Annotated in this window: 1 protein-coding gene; it reads left to right on the top strand. The window is 72.6% G+C overall.

Annotated elements, in window-relative coordinates; translation table 11 throughout:
* Positions 1 to 496, top strand: a 496-nt coding sequence (locus NX780_RS25110) for a phage baseplate assembly protein V (RefSeq protein ID WP_258830617.1), incomplete at both ends; no start/stop codon positions are given.

The raw sequence follows: 496 nt of genomic DNA, 5'->3' as shown, positions 1-496 counted from the left end.
TCACCCGCGGCCCACCGCGATGGGGGCGCAAAGCGCCATCGTGGTCGGCCCCGACGGCGCGGACGCCCCAATCGGCGCGGACGAGATCCACTGCGACCAGCTGGGCCGGGTGCGCATCCGCTTCCACTGGCAGGACAGCGGCGACGCCACGTGCTGGGTGCGGGTGGCCCAGCGCCTGGCGGGCGGCGGCATCGGCAGCCAGTTCCTGCCGCGCATCGGGCAGGAGGTGATCGTCCAGTTCATCGAGAACGACATCGACCGGCCGCTCATCGTCGGCGCCCTCTACAACGGCCTGGGAGAAGGCGGCGTCGTTCCCACGCCGGGCGGGGAAAACGCCCAGGACAAGGGCGGCGGCGCTTTTGATGCGGCCAATGACCACGCGGTGTCCAGCCAGGGCAACCTCGCCGGCGGCAACGCGCCGGTATGGCATGGCGCTTCCGGCGACAGCGCCGGGCACCGGAACGCTGCCGCCCAGTGGGGCGTGCGCAGCAAGGAG

The sequence above is a fragment of the Massilia agri genome (assembly GCF_024753255.1).
Lineage (GTDB): Bacteria > Pseudomonadota > Gammaproteobacteria > Burkholderiales > Burkholderiaceae_D > Telluria > Telluria agri.
Note: the sequence above shows the minus strand (reverse complement) of the source record. Positions and strands in the feature narration are given on the sequence as shown.